Here is a 22,873-nt window from a genome sequence, read left to right as displayed (position 1 = left end):
GGGCCGTCAGTCGCAGCAACAACCAGGATTGCGCCATCCATCTGAGCAGCACCGGTGATCATGTTTTTAACATAGTCGGCGTGGCCCGGGCAGTCTACGTGTGCGTAGTGGCGAGTCGGGGTGTCATATTCAACGTGGGAAGTGTTGATGGTGATACCACGAGCTTTTTCTTCTGGTGCGTTATCGATCTGGTCGAATGCGCGAGCAGCACCGCCGTAGGTTTTAGCCAGTACGGTAGTGATTGCAGCAGTCAGAGTGGTTTTACCGTGGTCAACGTGGCCGATAGTACCAACGTTGACGTGCGGTTTTGTACGTTCAAATTTTTCTTTAGACACGGCTATATTCCTTACTATAGTGCTCTCCCCTCAAGGAGAGAGCACGGGACATTAGTTGTTAACTTGCGACTTATTTGCCACGAGCTTCGATAACGGCCTGAGCAACGTTGTTCGGCGCGTCGTCATACTTCAGGAACTCCATGGAGTAAGAAGCACGACCTTTGGTCAGAGAACGCAGCTGAGTTGCATATCCGAACATTTCAGACAGCGGAACTTCAGCATGAATCTGTACGCCAGTAGCGTTGGATTCCTGACCTTTCAGCTGACCACGACGACGGCTAAGGTCACCGATAACATCACCGGTGTTCTCTTCCGGAGTCTCTACTTCAACCTTCATGATTGGCTCAAGCAGAACTGGTTTTGCTTTCTTAAAGCCATCTTTGAAGGCGATAGAAGCGGCCAGTTTAAACGCCAGCTCGGAGGAGTCAACGTCATGGTATGAACCGAAGTGCAGACGCACACCGAGATCAACAACCGGGTAACCAGCCAGCGGACCTGCTTTCAGCTGCTCCTGGATGCCTTTATCAACGGCAGGGATGAATTCACCAGGAATTACACCACCTTTGATGTCGTTGATGAACTCATAGCCTTTCGGATTTGAGCCCGGCTCCAGTGGGTACATGTCGATAACAACATGACCGTACTGACCACGACCACCAGACTGCTTGGCGTGTTTACCTTCGATATCGGTAACTTTCGCGCGAATCGCTTCACGGTAAGCAACCTGAGGTTTACCGACGTTCGCTTCAACGTTGAATTCACGCTTCATGCGGTCAACGATGATGTCGAGGTGCAGTTCACCCATACCAGCGATGATGGTCTGGTTAGACTCTTCGTCAGTCCATACGCGGAATGACGGGTCTTCTTTAGCCAGACGACCCAGAGCCAGACCCATTTTTTCCTGGTCAGCTTTGGTTTTCGGCTCAACGGCGATGGAGATTACCGGCTCAGGGAATTCCATACGCTCCAGAATGATCACGTTGTCCGGATCACAGATGGTGTCACCTGTGGTCACGTCTTTCAGACCGATTGCTGCAGCAATGTCACCCGCGCGAACTTCTTTGATCTCTTCGCGTTTGTTAGCGTGCATCTGAACGATACGACCGAAACGCTCACGAGCAGATTTCACTGGGTTATAAACGGTATCACCGGAGTTAACCACACCTGAGTACACACGGAAGAACGTCAGGTTACCAACGAACGGGTCGGTTGCGATTTTGAACGCCAGTGCCGCGAACGGCTCTTCATCACTTGCGTGACGCTCAGCCGGGGTATCTTTACCGTCGTCCAGCAGACCGTTGATCGCCGGTACGTCAACTGGGGATGGCAGGTAATCAATTACCGCATCCAGCATCGCCTGAACACCTTTGTTCTTAAACGCAGAACCACAGGTAACAAGGATGATTTCGTTGTTCAGCACGCGCTGACGCAGAGCAACTTTGATTTCTTCCTCGGTCAGCTCTTCGCCGCCCAGGTATTTCTCCATCAGCTCTTCAGACGCTTCCGCAGCGGATTCGATCAGGTTCTGGTGCCATTCGTCAGCCAGGTCCTGCATCTCAGCCGGGATATCTTCGTATTCGAAGGTTACGCCCTGATCGGCATCGTTCCAGTTGATGGCTTTCATTTTCACCAGGTCAACAACACCGGTGAAACCTTCTTCAGCACCAATTGCCAGCTGCAGCGGAACAGGGTTCGCGCCCAGACGGGATTTGATCTGACCAACAACTTTCAGGAAGTTAGCACCCATACGGTCCATTTTGTTAACGAACGCGATGCGTGGAACTTTATATTTGTTAGCCTGACGCCATACGGTTTCAGACTGTGGCTGAACACCACCAACTGCGCAGTAAACCATTACCGCACCGTCAAGAACACGCATGGAACGTTCTACTTCGATGGTGAAGTCAACGTGGCCCGGGGTGTCGATGATGTTTACGCGATGCGGTTCATACTGCTTCGCCATACCAGACCAGAATGCAGTGGTCGCTGCGGAGGTGATGGTAATACCACGCTCCTGCTCCTGCTCCATCCAGTCCATGGTTGCGGCGCCGTCGTGAACTTCACCGATTTTGTGGTTTACACCGGTGTAGAACAGGATACGTTCGGTAGTAGTGGTTTTACCGGCGTCGATGTGCGCACTGATACCGATGTTACGATAGCGTGCGATGGGTGTTGTACGAGCCATTTGATTCCTCGTTTGTTTCTTTAGACGTTCAATTAAGTAACCCAAAGCGAGCGACTTACGTGAAGCGCTCGCCTGGGGACTAACACTCCGAAGGGATTACCAACGGTAGTGAGCGAACGCCTTGTTGGCTTCTGCCATACGGTGAACGTCTTCACGTTTCTTAACTGCAGTACCTTTGTTGTCTGCAGCGTCAGTGAGTTCGTTCGCCAGACGCAGGGCCATGGATTTATCACCGCGTTTACGAGCAGCTTCAACGATCCAACGCATTGCCAGGGCATTACGACGAACCGGACGAACTTCAACTGGAACCTGATAAGTAGAACCACCTACGCGGCGGGACTTAACTTCGACGGTCGGACGGACGTTGTCCAGAGCGACTTCGAATGCTTCCAGTGAGTTTTTACCAGAGCGCTGAGCCAGGGTCTCCAGCGCGCTGTATACGATTGCTTCTGCAGTAGATTTTTTACCATCTACCATCAGGATATTTACAAATTTAGCCAGCAGCTCTGATCCGAACTTAGGATCCGGAAGGATTTTACGCTGACCAATGACGCGACGACGTGGCATGGGAATACTCCGTTGTTAATTCAGGATTGTCCAAAACTCAAAGAGTTTAGTTTGACATTAAGATAAATCAGTTTGGCCTTACTTAACGGAGAACCATTAAGCCTTAGGACGCTTCACGCCATACTTGGAGCGAGCTTGCTTACGGTCTTTAACACCGGAGCAGTCAAGCGCACCACGAACGGTGTGGTAGCGAACACCCGGGAGGTCTTTTACACGACCGCCACGGATCAGGATCACGGAGTGTTCCTGCAGGTTGTGACCTTCACCACCGATGTAGGAAGTCACTTCAAAACCGTTGGTCAAACGCACACGGCATACTTTACGCAGTGCGGAGTTTGGTTTCTTAGGAGTGGTGGTATATACACGAGTACATACGCCACGTTTCTGCGGGCAGGCTTCCAGCGCAGGCACGTTGCTTTTTGCAACTTTGCGTGAGCGTGGTTTGCGAACCAGCTGGTTAACTGTTGCCATTAAATAGCTCCTGGTTTTAGCTTTTGCTTCGTAAACACGTAATAAATCGCCTCATATAATATGAGGACGCGAAATTTTAGGGCCACGTCGAAAGGGTGTCAAGAAATATACAACGATCTGCTACCAGGTGAGTTGCCCGGCATGCTGGATCGTGAGCCTGACGAAGTCAGTATAGCTAACCCTGACGACGTCGCTCGAAATTTGACCAGTGAGGCCGCGGGCCTCAATGTCCTCATTCAACGCATGTAAGTTAATGGGGGCGGCGCGGAGAATATCAAGGAAGCGGCTGCCTTCCAGCGCCACTATGACGCCATCGGACAACAGCAGCAAATCGTCCCCAGCTTTCACTAAGCGAAGCTGGGCGCTGATATCGTGTTGCCAGGGAGAGTAACTAAGCGTGTGCAGCATCGTGGCCTCAGAACCGTAAAATCACATCAAAGGTATCGAGCTGCTGGCGAAGCGCATCCGGCTCCAGAACCTCAGACTCGATAATAAAGGAAGATGATTCGCTCAGGCCACGCTCACGCAGCGACGCCGCGCAGGTCCAGCAGCTTTCGATATCGTAAAGCGCCATCAGTTTGAAGGTCGGGATGTAGTCGCGCATCAGAATTGTTTCAGGTTTTTGCGCGCTAAGGATCTGCAAAACGCCATCACCAACAAAGAAGACGCCAATCTCTTCCGTCAGCGCCGAAGTTGCCAGAAGCGCGTCGAGCCCCTCTCGTCCGGCGCTGCTGCCGTGCGGCGGCGTCATAAAAATGAATGCAACGCGTTTCATCAGAATTGCACCATCCGATCGCAGGTCAGCGAGGCTTCCGCCAGCGCACCGAGCCCGCTCAACATGAAACCTGGCTGCAGGTTGGCCGCAGGAAGACCCAACTGCTGAGCTTCCGTTTCATCCGTCACACCGCGACGCAAAGCCGCTGCTACGCAGATATGCAGCGACACGCCGTGCTTTTCATGCAGAGATTGCCAGCCGCGCACCAGGTCAAACTCGTCGTTTGCCGGGGCGGTCAGCTGATTGGCGTTGTAAACGCCTTCACGATAAAAAAATACGCTGGCAAGTTCATGGCCTTCAGCCAGCAAAGCGTTGGCAAACTGCCATGCGCTGCTGGACTGCTGGGTGCCGTATGCCGGCCCCGTCACCATCAGGGCAAAACGCATTACTTCTCTTGCCCCTGGAAATCGCCGCTTTTGAACTGGCGAATATAGAGATAAACCGTGTGTTTGGAGATGTTTAGACGATCGGCGACCTGGTTAATCGCATCCTTAATATCGAAGATCCCTTTCTCGTAGAGATTAAGCACGATCTGACGATTTTTAGCGTTGTTAGACACGTTGCGATCGGCGTTGACCTCTTCAATGGTGAACTCCAGAGTCTGTGTCACCAGGTCCTCAACGGAGGAGGCAAAGTTCACCTGAGAATCCGCTTCCGGCGTTTCCGGCGGAATAAAGGTGCCCATGATTTGCGAGAAAGGTACGTCGAGGTTCATGTTAATGCACAATAGCCCAATGACCCGCTGCTCGCGGTTACGAATCGCGATAGTCAGCGACTTCATCAGCACACCGCTTTTTGCACGGGTGAAATAACATTTTGACACGCTGCTGTCTGCGCCGGTCATGTCGTGCAGCATACGCAACGCTAAGTCAGTAATAGGGGAGCCGACTTTACGGCCGGTGTGTTCACCGTTGGCAATACGGATGGCGGAACATTTGAGATCCTGCAAAGAGTGCAGCACGATTTCACAATGGGAGCCAATGAGCATCGCTAACCCGTCCACAACCGCTTCGTAGGATTTCAGAATATCAAAATCGGTCTGGTCGAAAGGACGTTGATCCAGCAGATCGAGTTCGCTGGTTTCGTTGGTTAAAAGCGACCTGGACATGTAAAAAAGCACTCCTTTTCAGGAGCCTGTCGTTAGGTTGTCAGGGCAGGCTCATATCATCATCAAAATTGAGGCATCTAAGGTAATACGCACACCAAGCGCTTTCCAGTGTTAATTATATTGCACCCAATAAAAAACCGCCGCCCTTTCGGACGGCGGTTTTCAGCGACTTATTTTTGGCTGGCAGCAGCTGCTTTATCATCTGCCGCGGCTGCAGGGGCTGCATCCGCTTTCGCTGCTGGTTTGATATCCAGCAGCTCAACGTCAAACACCAGGGTGGAGTTAGCCGGAATACCAGGGACGCCGGTTTTGCCGTAAGCCAGATCCGGTGGAATAACCAGCTTGATCTTGCCACCTTTCTTGATGTTTTTCAGGCCTTCAGTCCAGCCTGGGATCACGCCGTCCAGGCGGAATGACAGCGGCTCGCCGCGGGTGTAGGAGTTATCGAACTCTTTACCGTCGATCAGCGTACCTTTGTAGTTCACCACCACGGTATCGCTGTCTTTCGGCGCATCGCCGGTACCTTCTTTCTCAACTTTGTACATCAGGCCAGTAGAGGAGGTCTTAACCCCTTTCTCTTTAGCGAAGGTATCACGGTAGGCTTTGCCTTTGGCTTCGCTTTCAGCCGCGTCTTTTTCCATTTTCTGCTGTGCAGAAGTTTTCACGCGAGTTTCAAAAGCTTGCAGAGTCTGCTCAATTTCCTGGTCAGAAAGCTTGCTCTTATCAGCAAACGCATCCTGAACACCGGCGATCAGCTGAGCTTTATCCAGTTTGATGCCCAGCTTTTCCTGCTCTTTCAGGGAGTTTTCCATGTAACGACCCAGAGATGCACCCAGTGCATAAGCAGACTGCTGGTCGTCGGTTTTGAATGCAGCATTCAGGCCAGCAGGAGCAGCTTTAGCCGCATCGGCAGCCGGAGCCGCTTTTGCTGCAGCAGCATCGGCCGCAAAGGTCATTGGGGCATTCAGTGCAACGGCCATCGTGGTTGCCAGAAGCGTTACTTTAAACAGTGATTTCATCCATTTCTCCAGGGCCGGGGCATCTCACCCCAGGGTTTCGTCAGTAAGTAGCGTACTATAAAACGTTGTAGAAGAAATCTACATACGAACGCTCTGTATTCTCGAATCTTTTGAGACTCTTTTTGTGTAAATAAGTTTCGTGCAAAGAGTTATATGGCTGCACCTGAGGGGAAACTCAAGTAGAATCCGCCGCGCAATGACATAAGAGGTGAATCATGAGCGAATTAACATTAGAAGCGCGTCTGGCTGAGCTTGAAAGCCGACTGGCGTTTCAGGAAATCACCATTGAAGACCTCAACCAGACGGTGACCGCCCACGAAATCGAAATGGCGAAAATGCGCGATAATCTGCGCCTGATGGTCGAAAAACTGAAAGCCAGCCAGCCGTCGCACATGGCGTCTCAGTCCGAAGAAACCCCACCGCCCCACTATTGAGGCGTAAAAAAAGCGGGTTTCCCCGCTTTTTATCATTAATCTGAGCGCCCGAGGGCGAAACAGATTAGTGGCAGCCGCAGCCACCGTTACCGCAACCACCTTTGCCATGTTCATGGTCGCCGTGATCGTGGCCGTGGCCACCGCAGCAACCGTCATGGTCGTGATCGTGGTGATGGTCGTGCGCGCCGTGAACGTGGCCATGAGCCAGCTCTTCTTCGGTCGCTTCACGCATCGCAACAACTTCTACGTGGAATTTCAGGTTCTGGCCAGCCAGCATGTGGTTGCCGTCAACCACAACGTGGTCGTCTTCCACTTCGGTGATTTCAACCGGTACCGGACCCTGGTCAGTTTCTGCCAGGAAGCGCATGCCAACCTGCAGCTCGTCAACGCCCATGAAGACGTCTTTCGGTACGCGCTGTACCAGGTTTTCATCGTACTGACCGTAGGCATCGTTCGCGCCAACTTCAACGTCGAATTTATCACCTACTTCGTGACCTTCCAGCGCTTTTTCCAGGCCAGAGATCAGGGAACCGTGACCATGCAGGTAGTCGAGCGGCGCGCTTACCGGAGACTCATCAACCAACACACCGTCTTCTGTACGTACCTGATAGGCCAGGCTGACCACCAGGTCTTTTGCTACTTTCATGATATCTCCTGAGCATGGGAAGAATAGTGGCGCAGATTGTAGCGGAATTCTGCACCCGTGTACCCCTAAGCTTAAAAAAAGACAGCACGGATCGCTACTCGGGATGGAAAATGCCTATCACTTGCTCGTCTTTGCGCACGTGCTCGCGGGCCTGCTTATCCGCCTCCCGCATCTGGTGACCGCACTTAACGCATTCAACAATATCGACATTATTCTCGCGCCACATCGCCAGCGTATCCTGCTCCTGGCACGAGGGGCATTTTGCCCCGGCGATAAATCGTTTTCGGATTGCCATTGCTCACCTTCTTATTCAAATTCGTCCCAGCCGTCCAGCTGGCGTCGTTCCTGCTGCATTTCGCGTTGGAAAATCTCTTCCAGCTCGCGCCGTGCCTCTCGCACTCGGGAGATTTGCTGCGTATCAGTATGAATCGGCATTAGCTCACGTAGCATGCGCATATCCAGACGACGGAAATGCTGTTGCGCGCGATGCGCCTGATGCGGGTGCATGCCTAACGTAATGAGTGCTTTGCGCCCCAACTCCAGCGCACTGGAAAATGTTTCACGGGAGAACTGCTTCACGCCTGCCTGCAAGAGTTCGTGGGCTTCAACACGGCCTCGTGCGCGGGCCAGTATGTGCAAATGCGGGAAATGCTGCTGGCAAATCTCCACCAGCTTCATGGTGTCTTCCGGTGCATTACAGGTGATCACTATCGACTCCGCCTCTTCTGCACCCGCCGAACGTAGCAGCTCAATCTGCGTAGCGTCGCCGTAATAGACTTTATACCCATACTTGCGCATCAGGTTAACCGCGCTGATATCTCGCTCCAGCACGGTAATGCGCATTTTATTCGCCATCAGCAGGCGACCAATCACCTGCCCAAAACGTCCAAAACCGACCACAATCACCTGCGGCTTATCGTCTTCCACCCACGGCGCTTCGTCTTCATCTTCCGGGCCGTTGAAGCGACGTGACAGGACTTTATCGACAATTTTCATCAGCAGCGGCGTGGTCATCATCGACAGCGTGACCGTCACCAGCAGCAGCGCCATTTGATCGTGGTCGAAAAGGCGCTGCGACGACGCCGTAGAAAACAGCACGAAGGCAAACTCCCCGCCCTGGCTCAGGACGCCAGCAAACTGCGTGCGCTCCGAACTCCGTAAACCGTACAGCCGCGCCAGCAGATACAGCACCAGATATTTCACCGCTACCAGCACAATCACGCCCGCCAGCACCAGCAGGAGGTGGGTATAAAGGATACCCAGATTGAGCGCCATCCCGACAGAAATAAAGAACAGCCCCAGCAGAAGCCCCTTGAACGGCTCGATGGCGATCTCCAGTTCATGTCGGTATTCGCTTTCTGCCAGCAACACACCTGCGATAAAGGTGCCGAGGGCCATCGACAGGCCAAGAGAATCCATAAATAACGCGGAGCCCAGTACCAGCAGCAACGTCGCCGCCGTGAACACTTCACGCACGCCTGAACCGGCGATGAAACGAAACACCGGACGCAGCAGATAACGCCCGCCAATCAACATTCCGGCAAACGCCAGCACCTTCATGCCAAGCTTGATCCAGTCAGGATGTTCATCCCCGGCCCCGGCCAACAGCGGCACCAGTGCCAACGCCGGGATCACCGCCAGATCCTGGAACAGCAGGACGGAAAAGCCAAGCTGCCCGCCTTCGTTGCGGTTCATGCCCTTTTCGCGCATCAGCTGCAGCGCCATGGCGGTCGACGACATCGCCAGGCCAATACCGCCAATAACCGCCGCCTGCCAGGAGAATTTTGTCAGCATTAGCAAAGCGGCAAGCAGCGCGGCACTCAGCAAAACCTGCGCCGCACCGATACCAAAAATGGAACGCCGCAGCTGCCACAGCTTCGACGGATTCAGCTCCAGCCCGATGATAAACATCAGGAACACCACGCCGAGCTCGGAGAAATGCAGAATTTCGTCCACGTCGCTGATGAAACCTAATCCCCACGGGCCGATGGCAATGCCCGCCAGCAGGTAACCCAGCACCGGGCCAATACCCAGGCGAGAAGCCAGCGGTACGGCAGCCACGGCGGCAAAGAGGAAAAGCACCCCGGCCAGTAACAGATCTGAGCCTTCCATTAGCGGCCTCCCGCATTAACAGGATTAGCCAGCCAGTCGCCGTAAGCTCTGGCGTGACTCGCCAGCTCTTCCGGAGGCTGACGACGCGCCCAGTAGACAATAATCGGATTCATCCAGTGCATGCGGCACAGCCCTGCCGTGAGCTCGAACGGCCGCAAAATGTCATTCATTGAGTAGCGGTTCAGGGAATCGTGGCGATAGGCACTCTCCGGTTCCCCGGTGGTGATGACGCTACGCCAGTACTTTCCCGCCAGCTGATTCCCACCCGGCCCGCTGGCAAAGCCACGGCTCAGCACGCGGTCGAGCCACTCTTTCAGCAGCGCCGGGCAGCTGTAGGTATAAAGCGGGTGCTGGAACACGATCACATCATGTTCCTGGAGCAGCTTTTGCTCGCGCGGAATGTCGATAAAAAAATCAGGATAGTGCGCGTACAGGTCGTGTACGGTCACATTTTCAAGCTGTTGTGCCGGTTTGAGCAAAACCCGGTTGGCCACCGAGTCCTGAGATTCCGGATGGGCATACAGCAGCAAAACTTTTGCTGGCTCTGACATCATTCCCCTCCCGGTATAAGAACAATCAGGCCTTTTTCCTCTGGTACGTTCCCGAAGGAGCCTGAATACTTTTGTCTGACGTTATTGTTTTGGGCTACCATTGCCGCCCGGTGTCGCGCTGCGTCACCACACTACATTATCATAATGACAATTTAACATAGTCTGAACATACGGCGCCTTATGATTGTTTTCTCCTCGTTACAAATTCGTCGCGGCGTGCGTGTCCTGCTGGATAACGCCACAGCCACCATTAACCCCGGGCAAAAAGTTGGCCTGGTGGGAAAAAACGGCTGCGGCAAATCCACGCTGCTGTCGCTGTTAAAGAACGAGATTAGCGCCGACGGCGGGAGCTTCACCTATCCCGGCAACTGGCAGCTGGCCTGGGTGAACCAGGAAACTCCGGCACTGCCGCAGCCCGCACTCGACTATGTGATCGACGGCGACCGCGAATATCGCCAGCTGGAAGCTGAGCTGAACGCCGCCAACGAACGCAATGACGGCCACGCCATCGCCACCGTTCACGGCAAGCTGGACGCCATCGATGCCTGGACCATTCGCTCCCGAGCCTCCAGCCTTCTGCACGGCCTGGGCTTCAGCAATGAACAACTGGAACGTCCAACCAGCGATTTCTCCGGCGGCTGGCGGATGCGTCTGAACCTGGCCCAGGCGCTGATTTGCCGCTCTGACCTGCTGCTGCTCGATGAGCCAACAAACCACCTCGATCTCGATGCGGTTATCTGGCTTGAGAAGTGGCTGAAAAGCTATCAGGGCACGCTGATCCTGATTTCCCACGACCGTGATTTCCTCGATCCGGTGGTCGGCAAAATTATTCATATCGAGCAGCAGTCGATGTTTGAGTACACCGGCAACTATTCCTCGTTTGAGATCCAGCGCGCCACGCGCCTGTCTCAGCAGCAGTCGATGTATGAAAGCCAGCAGCAAAAAGTGGCGCACCTGCAAAGCTTTATCGACCGCTTTAAGGCCAAAGCCTCAAAAGCCAAACAGGCGCAAAGCCGCGTGAAAATGCTGGAACGCATGGAGCTGATTGCCCCGGCTCACGTCGATAACCCATTCCAGTTCAGCTTCCGCCAGCCGGAAAGCCTGCCGAACCCGCTGTTGAAAATGGAAAAAGTGAGTGCCGGGTATGGCGACCGCACCATTCTGGACTCCATTAAGCTCAACCTGGTGCCGGGTTCACGTATCGGTCTGTTAGGCCGAAACGGGGCCGGTAAATCCACGCTGATTAAACTGCTGGCGGGTGAACTGGCCGCGCAGAGCGGCGAGATTGGTCTGGCGAAAGGCATCAAGCTCGGCTACTTCGCCCAGCATCAGCTGGAATTTTTACGCGCCGACGAATCCCCGCTTCAGCATCTCGCACGCATGGCGCCGCAGGTACTGGAACAGCAGCTGCGCGATTACCTCGGGGGCTTCGGCTTCCAGGGCGATAAAGTCAGTGAAGAAACGCGCCGTTTCTCTGGCGGTGAGAAGGCCCGCCTGGTGCTGGCGCTGATCGTCTGGCAGCGCCCGAACCTGCTGCTGCTCGATGAACCGACCAACCACCTCGATCTCGATATGCGCCAGGCGCTGACCGAGGCATTAATCGAATTTGAAGGCGCGCTGGTCGTGGTTTCGCACGATCGCCATCTGCTGCGTTCCACCACCGACGACCTCTATCTGGTTCACGATGCGAAAGTGGAACCTTTTGACGGCGATCTGGAAGACTACCAACAGTGGCTGACTGACGTGCAAAAGCAGGAAAATCAGCCTGACGAAGCGCCAAAAGATAACGCCAACAGCGCTCAGGCGCGTAAAGATCAGAAGCGGCGTGAAGCGGAACTCCGAACCCTGACGCAGCCGCTGCGCAAAGAGATCACCCGTCTGGAAAAAGAGATGGAGAAGCTCAACACCAAACTTGCCGCCGCGGAAGAAAAGCTTGGCGACAGCGGCCTGTACGATCAGTCGCGTAAAGCGGAACTGACCGAGTGTCTGCAGCAGCAGGCCAGCGCGAAATCGGGGCTGGAAGAGTGTGAAATGGCGTGGCTTGACGCGCACGAGCAGCTGGAAAACATGCTTCAGGAAGAGTGAAAAAGTTCGATAAAAGCATACCGCGGCTCATTTTCATAAACACGAAACCGTCATGACGGTATAGTAGACGGGTTTTTCACCACAGTAGCGTAAGAGTAATGGCTCAAATCACCCCAGTAGATTTTGACATCCCTCCTCAGGAGAGTGACACCTTTGTGCCGATGAAAGGCGTCAGCAACTGCCACCTGCAGACGATGCTGCCGCGCCTGATTCGCCGTAAAGTCCTGTTCACGCCGCACTGGCAGCGCCTTGAGTTGCCGGACGGGGATTTTGTCGATCTGGCCTGGAGTGAAGACCCTGAACAAGCCCGTCATAAGCCTCGCCTTGTGGTCTTTCACGGCCTGGAAGGAAGCCTCTACAGCCCTTACGCGCACGGCCTGATTAACGCGGCAAAGCAGCGCGGCTGGCTCGGTGTGGTGATGCATTTTCGCGGCTGCAGCGGTGAGCCAAATCGCAAAGAGCGTATCTACCATTCCGGCGAAACCGAAGATGGCACCTGGTTCCTCTCCTGGATGCGCAGAGAGTTTGGCGAAGTACCGACCGCAGCGGTGGGTTATTCCCTCGGCGGCAACATGCTTGGGTGCCTGTTGGCGAAAGAAGGCGACAATACGCCGCTGGATGCCGCGGTTATCGTCTCCGCGCCCTTTATGCTGGAAGCCTGTAGTTATCACATCGACAAAGGTTTCTCCCGGGTGTATCAGCGCTATCTGCTGAACCTGCTAAAAGCCAATGCGGCACGCAAGCTGAAAGCCTACCCCGGCACGCTGCCGGTGGATTTGAAGCGCCTGAAAAGCGTGCGCCGCATTCGTGAGTTTGACGATCTGATCACCTCGAAAATCCACGGTTTTGCCGATGCGATTGACTACTATCGTCAGTGCAGCGCCATGCCCGTACTGAGTCAGATAACCAAACCGACGCTGATCATTCACGCCAAAGACGATCCCTTTATGGATCATCACTCTATTCCGGCCCAGGAAGAGCTCCCGACAAACATTCAGTATCAGCTGACAGAATACGGCGGCCACGTTGGCTTTATCGGCGGCACCCTGCGTCACCCTGAAATGTGGCTCGAAAAGCGGATCCCCGACTGGCTGATGCGTTTTCTGGGGAAAGCCCTGTGATTATTCCCTGGCAGGATCTGGCTCCCGAAACGCTCGAAAACCTGATTGAAAGCTTTGTGTTGCGCGAAGGCACCGATTATGGTGAACATGAACGTTCGCTCGAAGACAAAGTCGCCGACGTAAAACAACAATTGCAGCGTGGGGACGTCGTTCTGGTGTGGTCCGAACTGCACGAGACGGTGAATATCATGCCCCGTACCCAGTTCCACGGCTGACTATACTCAACACTATTGCTGATTCAGGGAGTCGATATGTCTGCCAAACACCCGGTGATCGCCGTGACCGGCTCCAGCGGCGCAGGAACCACCACCACCAGCCTCGCCTTTCGTAAAATCTTCGCTCAGCTCGGCCTGCGGGCCGCAGAAGTGGAAGGCGACAGCTTCCACCGATACACCCGCCCTGAAATGGACATGGCTATCCGCAAAGCGCGCGATATGGGCCGTCACATTAGCTACTTTGGCCCGGATGCCAACGACTTTGGCCTGCTGGAACAGACGTTTTTGACCTACGGCCAGAGCGGACGAGGCCAGTCGCGAAAATACCTGCACACCTACGATGAGGCGGTGCCGTGGAATCAGGTGCCCGGAACCTTCACGCCGTGGCAGCCGCTTCCTGAACCCACCGATGTGCTGTTTTATGAAGGACTGCACGGCGGCGTGGTAACGCCTCAGCATGATGTAGCGAAACATGTCGATTTACTGGTCGGCGTGGTGCCTATCGTCAACCTTGAATGGATCCAGAAGCTCACCCGCGACATGAGCGAGCGCGGGCATTCCCGCGAGGCAGTGATGGATTCCGTGGTCCGTTCGATGGAAGACTACATCAACTACATCACGCCACAGTTCTCACGCACGCACATCAACTTCCAGCGAGTGCCAACGGTCGACACTTCAAATCCGTTCGCCGCCAAAAGCATTCCGTCGCTCGACGAAAGCTTTGTGGTCATCCATTTCCAGAATCTGGGCGACATTGATTTCCCCTGGCTGCTGGCCATGCTGCAGGGCTCATTCATTTCTCATATGAATACTTTGGTCGTGCCGGGTGGGAAGATGGGGCTGGCGATGGAGCTGATTATGACGCCGCTGGTCGAGCGGCTGATGGAAGGCCGGAAGTAAACTGCAAAACCTTCTCTTGTGAGAAGGTTTTTAGTCTTTACGCCCTCTCCCCGTGAAAGAGGGCAGCAGGCCGCACGCTATTACCCTTCAACCACCTCAAACGAGTGGGTGATCTTCGCAGCTTTCTCCAGCATCAGCGCCACAGAGCAATATTTCTCCGCAGAGAGATCGACCGCACGGGATACCGCGGCTTCTTTCAGATCTTTCCCGGTCACGATGAAGTGCAGATTAATGTGAGTAAACAAGCGCGGCGCTTCTTCGCGGCGCTCTGAGGTCAGCTTCACTTCGCAATCCGTGACGTCATGACGCCCTTTTTGCAGAATGGATACCACGTCAATCGCGCTGCATCCACCCGCCGCCATCAGCACCATTTCCATCGGACTTGGTGCTTTGTCCCCGGAGTTGCCGTCCATCAGGATCTGGTGGCCGGAAGCGGACTCGCCCAGGAAGGTTAACCCCTCAACCCATTTCACACGTGCTTGCATAATCGTTAACTCCTGAGTATCAAATTTCCTGACAGATTACGCGCACATAACAAATCTCGCAACGGAAGGCGACGTGCATCATGCTGAAGCGAGACACCAGGAGACAGGCGGCAAAAGCTATGCTAAAACAGTCGGGATGCTACAGTAATACATTGACGTAATGCATGTATGCAGAGGACATCACACACAGGCTGCAGTCAAATTCGACAGCCGACTTCCCAGGTACAGGGAAGAATACGAATGCAAAGCCAGTGGCAGTGTCGTGTCTGCCGCTGGAGTCAGCTTATAACAGAGGATAACCGCGCATGGTGCTTGGCAAACCGCAAACAGACCCTACCCTCGAATGGTTCTTGTCTCATTGCCATATTCATAAGTACCCCTCAAAGAGCACGCTGATTCACCAGGGTGAAAAAGCAGAAACGCTGTATTACATCGTGAAAGGCTCTGTGGCTGTACTCATCAAGGATGAAGAAGGTAAAGAGATGATCCTCTCCTACCTCAACCAGGGTGATTTCATCGGTGAGCTTGGCCTGTTTGAAGAAGGTCAGGAGCGTAGTGCCTGGGTTCGGGCGAAAACCGCCTGTGAAGTGGCCGAAATCTCCTACAAAAAATTCCGTCAGCTTATTCAGGTTAACCCGGATATTCTGATGCGTCTGTCTTCTCAGATGGCACGTCGCCTGCAGGTTACCTCTGAAAAAGTCGGCAACCTTGCCTTCCTGGACGTCACCGGTCGTATCGCACAGACCCTGCTGAACCTTGCGAAACAACCCGATGCCATGACCCACCCGGACGGTATGCAAATTAAAATCACCCGTCAGGAAATCGGTCAGATTGTTGGCTGCTCCCGTGAAACCGTTGGCCGTATTCTGAAGATGCTGGAAGATCAGAGCCTGATTTCCGCTCACGGCAAAACCATCGTCGTTTACGGCACCCGCTAAGTTCGCTTGACGGCGTATTGCTCCCGCAGTACGCCGTTTTTGTCTCTACCGCTATGTGGCGCAGGCTAATTTATCACCCGGAAATTAACTACGCACTGCGGCAAACCCTGGTGTTATGCACCCCTGTGGCTATCGGCCTGGTGTTAGGGTATCTCAAGTACGGTCTGCTGTTCTCCTTAGTGCCTGCCTGCTGCAACATTGCCGGTCTCGACACGCCCCACAAGCGCTTCTTTAAACGCCTGATTATCGGCGGTTCACTGTTCGCGGGCTGCAGCCTGGCGGTACAGTTACTGTTGGAGCACACTGTCCCCCTGCCGCTTATCCTGACCGGGCTCGCGCTGACGCTTGGGGTGACTGCGGAAATCAGTTCGCTGCATGCGCGCCTGCTACCCGCCTCGCTGATCGCCTCCATCTTCACGCTGAGCCTCGCGGGGAATATGCCGGTCTGGCAGCCGCTTCTCATCTATGCGCTAGGCACCCTGTGGTACGGCCTGTTCAACTGGTTCTGGTTCTGGATGTGGCGCGAACAGCCGCTGCGCGAATCCCTGAGCCTGCTCTACCGTCAGCTTGCCGATTACTGCGAGGCCAAATACAGCCTGCTGACTCAGCACACCGATCCTGAAAAAGCGCTACCGCCGCTGCTTAATCGTCAGCAAAAGGCCGTCGACCTGATCACCCAGTGCTATCAGCAGATGCACATGCTCGCCGCGAATAAGAATCACGAATACAAACGCCTGCTACGTGCATTTCAGATGGGCCTCGATTTACAGGAGCACATCTCCGTCAGCCTGCATCAGCCTGCCGAAGTGCAGAAGCTGGTCGAGCGCAGCCACGCCGAAGCGGTAATACGCTGGAACGCCCAAACCATCGCCGCACGCCTGCGGGTAATGGCCGACGACATTCTCTACCACCGCTTTCCGCAGCGTTTCAGCATGGATAAACAGCTCGGCGCGCTGGAAAAGATCGCCCGCCAGCATCCGGACAACCCCGTCGGGCAGTTCTGCGTCTGGCATTTTGGCCGCATTGCCCGAGTATTACGGCTTCAGCGTCCACTCTACCCGCGCAACCTGATGGCCGACAACGAGCGTCGTCTGCCGGTATTTGCCGCCCTGAAAAGCTATCTTTCGCTCAAGTCTCCTGCGCTACGCAATGCCGCACGCATCAGCGTCATGCTGAGCATCGCCAGCCTGATGGGATCCGCCCTGCATTTGCCAAAACCCTACTGGATCCTGATGACGGTGCTGCTGGTCACGCAGAACGGCTACGGTGCAACGCGGGTACGCATTTTTCACCGAGCGGCAGGCACGCTTGCCGGGCTGGTCATTGCCGGTGTGACCCTGCACTTCCACGCACCTGAAGGCTACGCGCTGGCGGCGATGCTGATTATTACGCTGGTCAGCTATCTGATCATCCGTAAAAGCTACGGCTGGGCGACGGTGGGTTTCACCGTCACTGCCGTGTACACCATCCAGTTGTTGACGTTAAACGGCGAGCAGTTCATCGTCGCCCGTCTGATAGACACGCTGATCGGCTGCCTGATTGCCTTTGGAGGCATGGTCTGGCTCTGGCCGCAGTGGCAGAGCGGACTGCTGCGGAAAAACGCCCAGCAGGCGCTGGAAGCGGACCAGGACGCCATTCGCCTCATCCTCAGCAATGACCCGCAGGCTCCGGCGTTGGCGTATCAGCGTATGCGGGTGAATCAGGCGCATAACGCGCTGTTTAACTCACTGAATCAGGCGATGCAGGAGCCGGGGTTCAACTCGCACTATCTGGCAGACATGAAGCTGTGGGTGACGCACAGCCAGTTTATCGTCGAGCACATCAACGCGATGACCACGCTGGCGCGCGAGCACAACATGCTGACGGAAGATTTGGCCGAAAGGTATCTGCAATCCTGTGAGATAGCGCTCCAGCGCTGCCAGCAACGGCTGGAGTATGACGAACCGGGAGGCAGTGGCGATGCCAACATCATGGAGTCGCCAGAGGCGCTGACTCACGGGCCGTTAAGCACCGTGGAGCAGCATTTACAGCGGATTCTGGGGCACCTCAGTACCATGCACACCATTTCGTCAGTGGCATGGCGTCAGCGCCCGCATCATGGAATTTGGCTGAAGCGTCAGGCGTAATCAGCCAACGATCTTCTTCACCGCCGTGGCAAAACGCTTCATCCCTTCTTCGATATCCGCGTTATCAACCACCAGCGAAGGCGCGAAACGCATCACGTCCGGCCCGGCGTTAAGCACCATCACGCCTTCATGCGCGGCGGCGTGCAGGAAATCACGCGCCCGGCCTTTGTACTGCGGCTTCAGTTCGGCACCAATCAGCAGGCCCATACCGCGCACGTCGCTGAAGACGTCCAGTTCGGCGTCAATCTGCTGAAGATGCCTCACAAACAGCTCACGCTTCGCATTCACGCCGTTCAGCACGTCTGGCGTGTTGATAATATCGAAGGCCGCTTCGGCCACCGCGCAGGCGAGCGGATTGCCGCCATAGGTTGAACCGTGGGAACCCACATGGAACGCACTCGCAATCTCTTCGGTAGTCAGCATCGCGCTCACCGGGAAACCACCGCCCAGCGCTTTAGCACTGGTCAGAATGTCCGGCGTCACGCCGTAATGCTGATAAGCGAACAGCGAACCGGTACGGCCCATGCCGCACTGCACTTCATCAAATACCAGCAGCGCCTGATGCTCATCGCACAGTTCGCGCAGGCCTTTAAGAAATTCTGGCGTGGCTGCGGTGACGCCGCCTTCCCCCTGAATCGGCTCGACGACAACCGCGCAGGTATGGTCATCCATCACCGCTTTCACCGCATGCAGATCGTTGAACGGGACATGAATGATATCGGCAGGCTTGGGCCCAAAACCGTCAGAGTATTTCGGCTGCCCGCCTACGGAAACGGTAAACAGCGAGCGGCCGTGGAAGGCGTTGTGGAAGGCGATAATTTTGGTTTTGAACGGGCTGTGACGCACGCAGGCATAATGACGCGCCAGCTTGAAAGCCGTTTCATTGGCCTCGGTGCCGGAGTTCATAAACACCACACGCTCGGCAAACGTCGAAGCCACCAGCTTGCGGCCCAGGCGCAATGCAGGCTCGTTGGTAAACACATTGCTGGTATGCCACAGCGTTTCACCCTGCGTTTTCAGCGCCTCTACCAGTGCCGGATGGCAGTGCCCCAGCGCGGTCACCGCAATGCCGCCAGCGAAATCAACGTACTCTTTCCCCTGCTGATCCCATATGCGGCTGCCCTTGCCCTTAACCGGAATAAATTCCGCCGGTGCATAAATGGGCAGGATCACTTCATCAAACGTGGCACGGGTAATTGCAGCTTGTTCAGTCGCCATGACAATCCTCTTACGCAGCAATGATTATGAAAATATAATCACGAAATATGCATAATAAATCAGATCGTGGCAAGGCAAATTATCGCTTCAGGAAGTTTTCCAGCAGGGCATGCCCCTGTTCGCTGAGAATGCTTTCAGGATGGAACTGCACGCCTTCCAGATCCCACTCCCGGTGGCAGATCCCCATAATTTCATCGGTTTCGCTTCTGGCGGTAACATCAAAGCAATCAGGTAACGTGGGCGGATCGATGACCAGAGAATGGTAGCGTGTAACGGTGAGCGGATTATTCAGCCCGCTGAAAACGCCCTGGCCGTTATGCGTAATTGGTGAGGTTTTGCCATGCATCACTTTTGCCGCCCGCACGATAGTCGCGCCAAACACCTGCGCAATGGCCTGGTGACCGAGGCAGACGCCAAGAATCGGCGTTTTTCCAGCAAAATGGCGGATAACATCCAACGAAATGCCTGACTCATCGGGCGTGCAGGGTCCGGGGGAAATCACGATTTTGGCCGGGGCCAGCGACGCTATCTCATCGAGCGTGATCTCATCGTTGCGCCTGACCAGCACCTCCGCCCCCAGTTCGCAAAAATACTGGTAGAGGTTCCAGGTAAACGAATCGTAGTTATCAATAAGCAGGATCATGGCGGCTCCGGTAACGGCAAACCGCGCTATTCTACTCAGTTTCCTGCGCTTCGTTGACCACTTTAGTGAACAAGGCTATCAACGGCTGTAAATCTCCCATCGCCCCGCTTTGGTTTGCCTGGCTCCAGGTTTCAGGCGTGATATCACCCCAGCGCAGCACGTATCCGGCGTGGATCGCCAGCTGCTCAAAGAAGATCCGCTGCGCCAGCCCATTGCCCAGGCGGAAAGGATGCAGGACATTAATTTCGCAGTAGTAATGGGCAAGCCTGGCGACAAACTCCTCATGCCCGAGCCCCGTCAGATAGGCCTCTTCTTCGAGGTCGCGCATCAGCGCATTACCCTCTTTTTCGATCCAGGCGAAATGGCAGAACGGGGTATCACCCTGATAAATATCGACTTCACGGTATTTCCCCGCCCAGTCGAACACGTCCTGATAGAGCTGATGATGGATAGTGCACAGATAAGGCAAGCCCCGAGCCGGTGGACCGAGCTTGAGCGTCGCCGCACGCAGAGATGTCAGCTCATAAGCGGCCTGCTCCAGCCGATGCGACTCGTGAATATTCAGACGGTTGCGCATCACATTAAGACCGGAGAACAGATAGGGGTCGCGGTCGTCGCCCATTTTATCGCTCATAGTGCCTCCTGAGCGCCTCAATACGCGCCAGCGCCTCGTCGCTGCTCAGCGTGACCAGCGGCGTGTCAACGCCTTCCAGGCGGCGGCTGGCCTGAAAATTGGCATTACGGCTTTTCTCCCAGAGGCGGGACTTTTGTTTGTCGGTGAGCTTTTTCATCTGGACCTCCCTGACGGTTCCCCTTTTGCCACAAGTATAAGCAGCAATTTCAGGTTACGCAGAGAGGCCAGCACGATGCGGGCTGAACGGCCCGCGCCGGGAGGATTTACGGCAGGACTTTCGCAGAGAGGATAACTACCGGTTTTGTTGGCACATTCTGGTAAGGACCCACGTTATGTGAAGCCACCTGAGAAATCTTATCGGCCACGTCCATACCTTTCACAACTTTACCAAATACCGCGTAGCCAAAATCACGCTGGCCGTGGTCGAGGAAAGCGTTGTCTGCCACGTTGATAAAGAACTGGCTGGTCGCGCTGTCTTTATCGGCGGTACGCGCCATAGAAATGGTGCCACGGGTGTTACGCAGGCCGTTGTCCGCTTCGTTTTTGATCGGCGGGTTTGGCTGCTTCTGCTGCATCTGTTCGGTGAAACCGCCGCCCTGGATCATAAAGCCCGGGATCACGCGGTGGAAGGTGGTGTTGCTGTAGAACCCATTGTTGACGTAGTTCACGAAGTTTTCTACGGATACAGGCGCTTTCGCGCTGTTCAGCTCAAGCTCAATATTACCGGCAGACGTGGTCAGCAGAACGTGCGGATCGGCTTTTGCCGCCAGTGCAGCAGGGGTAATCGCCGAGATTGCAAATACAGCCGCCACGGCAGCCAGAGTTGATTTGAGCATATGAATTCCTTAAACGGGAACGAGAGTGTCTGCGAATCGCTTGATTCTAAAAGGCTCTCGACGTGCAGACCAGCCTTTTACTTAAGTTTACGCAATAGAAACAGTTGTTACCGGTCAGTGCACAGGGCTCATAGTTAATGAATGTGATACGCGTCACTTCACACTCAGATTAATTTCATAGATTTCATAATAAACATTTGCCCTCGTCACAATAATGCTTAAGATCTGTCCGCCCCGCGCATTGTCAATGCGCTTTACCGTTCTATTCACAGGCCAGTCATGACTAACAGCAATCGCATCAAGCTCACATGGATCAGCTTCTTCTCCTACGCCCTGACCGGGGCGCTGGTGATCGTCACCGGTATGGTGATGGGAAATATCGCCGATTATTTCCATCTGCCGGTTTCCAGCATGAGTAACACCTTCACCTTCCTGAACGCCGGGATCCTGATTTCTATCTTCCTCAACGCCTGGCTGATGGAAATTGTGCCGCTGAAAACCCAGCTGCGCTTCGGCTTTATTCTGATGCTGCTGGCCATTGCCGGTCTGATGACCAGCCACAGCCTGGCGCTGTTCTCTGCTTCGATGTTCGTACTCGGGCTGGTCAGCGGGATTACCATGTCTATCGGGACCTTCCTGATCACTCACATGTACGAAGGTCGTCAGCGCGGCGCGCGTCTGCTGTTTACCGACTCCTTCTTCAGCATGGCGGGCATGATCTTCCCGATGGTTGCCGCTTACCTGCTGGCGCGCACGATCGAATGGTACTGGGTCTATGCCTGCATCGGGCTGGTTTACGTGGCGATTTTCATTCTGACCTTCGGGTGTGAATTCCCGGTGCTGGGCAAAAAAGCAGAGCCGAATGCGCAGCCGGTCGCCAAAGAAAAATGGGGTATCGGCGTGCTGTTCCTGTCCGTCGCCGCGATGTGCTACATCCTCGGCCAGCTGGGCTTTATTGCCTGGGTTCCGGAGTATGCGAAAGGTCTGGGCATGAGCCTCAGCGAAGCGGGTGAACTGGTGAGTAAGTTCTGGATGTCCTACATGTTCGGCATGTGGGCCTTCAGCTTCATTCTGCGTTTCTTCGATTTGCAGCGCATTCTGACCGTGCTGGCGGGGCTTGCTGCCGTGCTGATGTATCTGTTCATTAACGGCACGCCTGCGCACATGCCGTGGTTCATTCTGACGCTCGGCTTCTTCTCCAGCGCGATTTACACCTCAATCATTACGCTGGGCTCGTTGCAGACCAAAGTCGCTTCGCCAAAACTGGTGAACTTCATTCTTACCTGCGGCACCATCGGCACCATGCTGACCTTCGTGGTCACCGGCCCGATTGTTGCCCACAGCGGCCCGTTGGCGGCGCTGCATACCGCGAACGGTCTCTACGCTGTGGTCTTCGTGATGTGCTTCGTTCTCGGCTTTATCAGCCGCCACCGCCAGCACAGCGCGGCGGCAGCGAACCACTAAGCAGT

The 22,873-nt window shown here is 54.8% G+C and carries 27 protein-coding genes; 8 read left to right on the top strand and 19 right to left on the bottom strand.

The genetic code is table 11. The features are described 5' to 3' along the window. The 9 genes from CRO87_RS13675 to fkpA form a co-directional block, all read right to left on the bottom strand. Nucleotides 1–335, bottom strand: a 335-nt coding sequence (locus CRO87_RS13675; protein WP_000031698.1) for a GTP-binding protein, incomplete at its 3' end; no start/stop codon positions are given. A 70-nt stretch (nucleotides 336–405) separates the two neighbouring features. Further along, entirely contained in the window at nucleotides 406–2,520 is a 2,115-nt protein-coding gene (gene fusA / locus CRO87_RS13670) for an elongation factor G (protein WP_097163492.1), read from the bottom strand. A 96-nt stretch (nucleotides 2,521–2,616) separates the two neighbouring features. Further along, nucleotides 2,617–3,087: a 30S ribosomal protein S7 gene (rpsG, locus tag CRO87_RS13665; RefSeq protein ID WP_097163491.1), complete on the bottom strand. Its 471-nt coding sequence runs from the start codon at nucleotides 3,085–3,087 to the stop codon at nucleotides 2,617–2,619. 96 nt (nucleotides 3,088–3,183) lie between these two features. Beyond that, a complete protein-coding gene (gene rpsL / locus CRO87_RS13660) occupies nucleotides 3,184–3,558 on the bottom strand; it encodes a 30S ribosomal protein S12 (RefSeq protein WP_002436309.1) in 375 nt (124 codons plus the stop codon). A 120-nt stretch (nucleotides 3,559–3,678) separates the two neighbouring features. After that, nucleotides 3,679–3,966, bottom strand: a complete 288-nt coding sequence (gene tusB, locus CRO87_RS13655; RefSeq protein ID WP_097163490.1) for a sulfurtransferase complex subunit TusB — start codon at nucleotides 3,964–3,966, stop codon at nucleotides 3,679–3,681. 7 nt (nucleotides 3,967–3,973) lie between these two features. Further along, nucleotides 3,974–4,333 carry a sulfurtransferase complex subunit TusC gene (gene tusC / locus CRO87_RS13650; RefSeq protein ID WP_097163489.1) on the bottom strand — a complete coding sequence of 120 codons (360 nt, stop codon included), beginning with the start codon at nucleotides 4,331–4,333 and terminating at the stop codon, nucleotides 3,974–3,976. After that, nucleotides 4,333–4,719 carry a sulfurtransferase complex subunit TusD gene (gene tusD / locus CRO87_RS13645; RefSeq protein ID WP_097163488.1) on the bottom strand — a complete coding sequence of 129 codons (387 nt, stop codon included), beginning with the start codon at nucleotides 4,717–4,719 and terminating at the stop codon, nucleotides 4,333–4,335. Before tusD ends, tusC begins: the two co-directional genes overlap by 1 nt. Further along, the gene (locus CRO87_RS13640) at nucleotides 4,719–5,441 is read right to left on the bottom strand and encodes a transcriptional regulator (RefSeq protein WP_097163487.1); all 723 of its coding nucleotides are present in this window, start codon (nucleotides 5,439–5,441) and stop codon (nucleotides 4,719–4,721) included. The genes tusD and CRO87_RS13640 overlap by 1 nt, the downstream gene beginning before the upstream one ends. 170 nt (nucleotides 5,442–5,611) lie before the next feature. Continuing rightward, nucleotides 5,612–6,460 carry an FKBP-type peptidyl-prolyl cis-trans isomerase gene (fkpA, locus tag CRO87_RS13635; RefSeq protein WP_097163486.1) on the bottom strand — a complete coding sequence of 283 codons (849 nt, stop codon included), beginning with the start codon at nucleotides 6,458–6,460 and terminating at the stop codon, nucleotides 5,612–5,614. A 215-nt stretch (nucleotides 6,461–6,675) separates the two neighbouring features. On the opposite strand from fkpA, the gene CRO87_RS13630 reads away from it, so the two are divergent. Beyond that, the gene (locus tag CRO87_RS13630) at nucleotides 6,676–6,894 is read left to right on the top strand and encodes a protein SlyX (protein ID WP_097163485.1); all 219 of its coding nucleotides are present in this window, start codon (nucleotides 6,676–6,678) and stop codon (nucleotides 6,892–6,894) included. A gap of 64 nt (nucleotides 6,895–6,958) precedes the next feature. Here CRO87_RS13630 and slyD read toward each other — a convergent pair whose 3' ends face one another. From slyD to kefG, 4 genes are all read right to left on the bottom strand, one after another. After that, entirely contained in the window at nucleotides 6,959–7,540 is a 582-nt protein-coding gene (slyD, locus tag CRO87_RS13625; RefSeq protein ID WP_097163484.1) for a peptidylprolyl isomerase, read from the bottom strand. A gap of 94 nt (nucleotides 7,541–7,634) precedes the next feature. Beyond that, nucleotides 7,635–7,835: a YheV family putative zinc ribbon protein gene (locus CRO87_RS13620; protein WP_097163483.1), complete on the bottom strand. Its 201-nt coding sequence runs from the start codon at nucleotides 7,833–7,835 to the stop codon at nucleotides 7,635–7,637. An 11-nt stretch (nucleotides 7,836–7,846) separates the two neighbouring features. Next, the gene (gene kefB / locus CRO87_RS13615; protein ID WP_097163482.1) at nucleotides 7,847–9,652 is read right to left on the bottom strand and encodes a glutathione-regulated potassium-efflux system protein KefB; all 1,806 of its coding nucleotides are present in this window, start codon (nucleotides 9,650–9,652) and stop codon (nucleotides 7,847–7,849) included. Next, complete coding sequence (gene kefG / locus CRO87_RS13610; RefSeq protein WP_141398702.1) at nucleotides 9,652–10,203, bottom strand: glutathione-regulated potassium-efflux system ancillary protein KefG; 552 nt, start codon at nucleotides 10,201–10,203, stop codon at nucleotides 9,652–9,654. The genes kefB and kefG overlap by 1 nt, the downstream gene beginning before the upstream one ends. Nucleotides 10,204–10,383: 180 nt before the next feature. Here kefG and CRO87_RS13605 point away from each other — a divergent pair, with 180 nt between their 5' ends. The 4 genes from CRO87_RS13605 (at nucleotide 10,384) to CRO87_RS13590 (ending at nucleotide 14,524) form a co-directional block, all read left to right on the top strand. Continuing rightward, complete coding sequence (locus CRO87_RS13605) at nucleotides 10,384–12,288, top strand: ABC transporter ATP-binding protein (RefSeq protein WP_097163480.1); 1,905 nt, start codon at nucleotides 10,384–10,386, stop codon at nucleotides 12,286–12,288. Nucleotides 12,289–12,386: 98 nt separating this feature from the next. Further along, a complete protein-coding gene (locus tag CRO87_RS13600; protein ID WP_097163479.1) occupies nucleotides 12,387–13,409 on the top strand; it encodes a hydrolase in 1,023 nt (340 codons plus the stop codon). Continuing rightward, complete coding sequence (locus CRO87_RS13595) at nucleotides 13,406–13,624, top strand: YheU family protein (protein ID WP_097163478.1); 219 nt, start codon at nucleotides 13,406–13,408, stop codon at nucleotides 13,622–13,624. The genes CRO87_RS13600 and CRO87_RS13595 overlap by 4 nt, the downstream gene beginning before the upstream one ends. Before the next feature lie 36 nt (nucleotides 13,625–13,660). Beyond that, nucleotides 13,661–14,524, top strand: coding sequence for a phosphoribulokinase (locus CRO87_RS13590; RefSeq protein ID WP_097163477.1), 864 nt, complete (start codon nucleotides 13,661–13,663; stop codon nucleotides 14,522–14,524). 80 nt (nucleotides 14,525–14,604) lie between these two features. On the opposite strand, the gene CRO87_RS13585 is transcribed toward CRO87_RS13590, so the two are convergent. Next, nucleotides 14,605–15,009: an OsmC family protein gene (locus tag CRO87_RS13585; protein WP_097163476.1), complete on the bottom strand. Its 405-nt coding sequence runs from the start codon at nucleotides 15,007–15,009 to the stop codon at nucleotides 14,605–14,607. Between the two features lie 305 nt (nucleotides 15,010–15,314). Between CRO87_RS13585 and crp the strand changes: the two genes are divergently transcribed. Both crp and CRO87_RS13565 read left to right on the top strand, forming a co-directional pair. Then, nucleotides 15,315–15,947 carry a cAMP-activated global transcriptional regulator CRP gene (gene crp, locus CRO87_RS13570; RefSeq protein WP_049839093.1) on the top strand — a complete coding sequence of 211 codons (633 nt, stop codon included), beginning with the start codon at nucleotides 15,315–15,317 and terminating at the stop codon, nucleotides 15,945–15,947. A 53-nt stretch (nucleotides 15,948–16,000) separates the two neighbouring features. Next, nucleotides 16,001–18,073, top strand: coding sequence for a YccS/YhfK family putative transporter (locus tag CRO87_RS13565; protein WP_097163475.1), 2,073 nt, complete (start codon nucleotides 16,001–16,003; stop codon nucleotides 18,071–18,073). Here the strand turns inward: CRO87_RS13565 and CRO87_RS13560 are convergent, their stop codons facing one another. From CRO87_RS13560 to ppiA, 5 genes are all read right to left on the bottom strand, one after another. After that, nucleotides 18,074–19,291, bottom strand: a complete 1,218-nt coding sequence (locus CRO87_RS13560; RefSeq protein WP_097163474.1) for an aspartate aminotransferase family protein — start codon at nucleotides 19,289–19,291, stop codon at nucleotides 18,074–18,076. 79 nt (nucleotides 19,292–19,370) lie between these two features. Further along, nucleotides 19,371–19,934, bottom strand: coding sequence for an aminodeoxychorismate synthase component 2 (gene pabA, locus CRO87_RS13555; RefSeq protein WP_097163473.1), 564 nt, complete (start codon nucleotides 19,932–19,934; stop codon nucleotides 19,371–19,373). Between the two features lie 31 nt (nucleotides 19,935–19,965). Then, the gene (locus CRO87_RS13550) at nucleotides 19,966–20,568 is read right to left on the bottom strand and encodes a putative adenosine monophosphate-protein transferase Fic (protein ID WP_097163472.1); all 603 of its coding nucleotides are present in this window, start codon (nucleotides 20,566–20,568) and stop codon (nucleotides 19,966–19,968) included. Further along, entirely contained in the window at nucleotides 20,558–20,725 is a 168-nt protein-coding gene (locus CRO87_RS13545; protein ID WP_097163471.1) for a YhfG family protein, read from the bottom strand. The genes CRO87_RS13550 and CRO87_RS13545 overlap by 11 nt, the downstream gene beginning before the upstream one ends. Nucleotides 20,726–20,831: 106 nt before the next feature. Then, nucleotides 20,832–21,404 carry a peptidylprolyl isomerase A gene (ppiA, locus tag CRO87_RS13540; protein ID WP_097163470.1) on the bottom strand — a complete coding sequence of 191 codons (573 nt, stop codon included), beginning with the start codon at nucleotides 21,402–21,404 and terminating at the stop codon, nucleotides 20,832–20,834. A 279-nt stretch (nucleotides 21,405–21,683) separates the two neighbouring features. On the opposite strand from ppiA, the gene tsgA reads away from it, so the two are divergent. After that, entirely contained in the window at nucleotides 21,684–22,868 is a 1,185-nt protein-coding gene (gene tsgA, locus CRO87_RS13535; protein ID WP_097163469.1) for an MFS transporter TsgA, read from the top strand. Nucleotides 22,869–22,873: the final 5 nt, after the last annotated feature.

Source organism: Enterobacter sp. CC120223-11 (assembly GCF_900215375.1).
Taxonomy (GTDB): domain Bacteria; phylum Pseudomonadota; class Gammaproteobacteria; order Enterobacterales; family Enterobacteriaceae; genus Scandinavium.
Note: the sequence above shows the minus strand (reverse complement) of the source record. Positions and strands in the feature narration are given on the sequence as shown.